We start from the raw sequence: 1,993 nt of genomic DNA, 5'->3' as shown, positions 1-1,993 counted from the left end.
AGGCTCAACTCACCGCCAGGCTTGAGGCCGAAGGCGATGTCATCCTTGACGGCGCAGGCGACCCAGCGGTCATCGGTGACGCGCGCGATGGCAGCGAACCCCATTCCGGTGGTTTGGCACACCACGTCGAGGATCGTGGGCACGGCCGCGATGCTCTCGACCGCGACGACGTCGGTGAGGAAGCCTTGAAGGAGCGTCGAGGCAGGTCGAGGGTCGGCCATCGATCAGCGACCCGGACGATCGTCTGCACGGGCCGCTTCGTGGACTGCCGGGCGCCCATCCGTGGTCGGCGCATGGTCACCCTCGATGAGAAGGCGCAGTCCGGCTCGCGCCACCTCGTTCGCGTTCGAGTGGTCACCCGATGCGACCTGAGCGTTGATGGAGGCGGTCAACTCGGTCGCCAGGGAGACGTTGCGGGTCTGCGTGTTCGGCATGCCAACGGTCTGTCACGCTCGGGCGAGACCGTCAAAGGTTGCCAACCGGACACCCCGGACCCGGAAGGAGGAGTGCGGCGGGATGGCCGCGAAGCGGGCACCCCAAAAGCCCGAACGGTCGGGAGTAGACCCTCTTACAGTCAAGCGAGTTGGGTTTTGACCTTGGGCGGCCTTCCTGTGCCGCATCGCGTCCGAGACCTTGTCGCGCCGGCAGGGATTCTCGAAGCCCTTCTCCGGGAGATCGCCGGGGCATGGAAGCGTTGGCGTGTCGCCGAGTCCGGGCAGCCCGCCTCACGAAGAGGTGGGCGCACCTCCCTTCCTGGCGCGCCGGTGACCGTCTAGAGATGGTGCAGGCGGGTCGCTCGCCGAACGGGGTATCTCGCGAGACGAGGCATGATGCGACACGCCAAGCTTGGCACGGATGCTGGACGGGCCGGTTCACTGCGGATGGCGGACCTTTTCCGTCTTTACGACTGGGCGTCGACGCCTTTGGGGAAGCGGGAGACCTGGCCCGCGGTTTTGCGTACCACGGTCGACCTGATGCTCGCGTCGCTGCACCCGATGTGCGTCATGTGGGGACCTGAGCGCATCTTCCTCTACAACGACGGCTATGCCGAGATTCTGGGAGCGCGCCACCCCAGCGCCTTGGGCCTCCGGACCGAGGACGTATGGCCGGAACTGTGGGACGACCTCGTCCCCCTGATCGACCGAACCTTCCGAGGGGAAAGCTGCGCCTTCCGCGACCAGCCCCTCACGATGATGCGCAACGGCTTCGAGGAGCAGGTCTGGTACGACTTCGCCTATTCGCCCGTTGGCGACGAGCGAGGCGAAGTCGTCGGCCTGCTCAACGTGACATCCGACTGCACGGCCCGGGTCGTCGCGCAGCGGGAGCGCGACGCGGCCATTGAACGGTTGCGCGCGAGCGAGAAGCGGTTGGCGGCGCTGGTCGAGGCGAGTTCGGACAGCCTGTACTCGATGAGCCCGGATTGGCAGGAGATGCGCACCTTGCAGGGTCGCGGCTTCATCACCGATGCCGACGCGCCGAGCGTGCGCTGGATGGACGAATACCTGCTCCCGGAGGACCGGACCGACGTCAGCGACAGGATCGCGACGGCGGTCGCGCGGACCGAGCCCTTCGAGATGGAGCACCGGGTGCGCCTCGCCGACGGGAGCACGGGCTGGATCTTCTCACGCGCAGTCCCCGTGAGAGACGGCGAGGGCCGCGTCACGGAATGGTTCGGCATGGCCGCCGACGCGACCGCGAGGCATCGCGCCTTGGAGCAGTTGCGCGAGAGCGAATCCTTCATGCGCGGGGTGCTCGCCGCCTCCAGCGACTGTATCAAGGTGCTCGACCTCGACGCCAGGCTCACCTTCATGAGCGAGGGCGGCAAGCGCGTCATGGATGTCTCTGACTTCAACGCCGTCGCCGGGTATCCCTGGCCGAGCTTCTGGGAAGGCGAGGGCAACCTCGCCGCCAAGGAAGCCGTTGCCGCGGCCAGGGCGGGCGTTGCGTCCGGATTCCAGGGCTACGCCGACACGATGAAGGGCAACCGCCGGTA

At 67.2% G+C, this 1,993-nt stretch carries 2 protein-coding genes and 1 pseudogene; 1 reads left to right on the top strand and 2 read right to left on the bottom strand.

The window, feature by feature from the left end; genetic code table 11:
• Nucleotides 1-221 (bottom strand): annotated as a pseudogene (locus ABZT49_RS15370) (hybrid sensor histidine kinase/response regulator); the annotation flags it as partial.
• A 3-nt stretch (nucleotides 222-224) separates the two neighbouring features.
• Nucleotides 225-434 carry a type II toxin-antitoxin system ParD family antitoxin gene (locus ABZT49_RS15365; RefSeq protein ID WP_236988562.1) on the bottom strand — a complete coding sequence of 70 codons (210 nt, stop codon included), beginning with the start codon at nucleotides 432-434 and terminating at the stop codon, nucleotides 225-227.
• 393 nt (nucleotides 435-827) lie between these two features.
• Here ABZT49_RS15365 and ABZT49_RS15360 point away from each other — a divergent pair.
• On the top strand, nucleotides 828-1,993 hold a 1,166-nt coding region (locus ABZT49_RS15360; protein ID WP_355286892.1), incomplete at its 3' end, for a PAS domain-containing protein.

The sequence above is a fragment of the Methylobacterium sp. EM32 genome (assembly GCF_040593685.1).
Lineage (GTDB): Bacteria > Pseudomonadota > Alphaproteobacteria > Rhizobiales > Beijerinckiaceae > Methylobacterium.
Note: the sequence above shows the minus strand (reverse complement) of the source record. Positions and strands in the feature narration are given on the sequence as shown.

Coding starts and splice junctions, on each gene's coding strand:
- ABZT49_RS15365 (WP_236988562.1), bottom strand. CDS start 434: ATGCCGAACACGCAGACCCGCAACGTCTCCCTGGCGACCGAGTTGACC.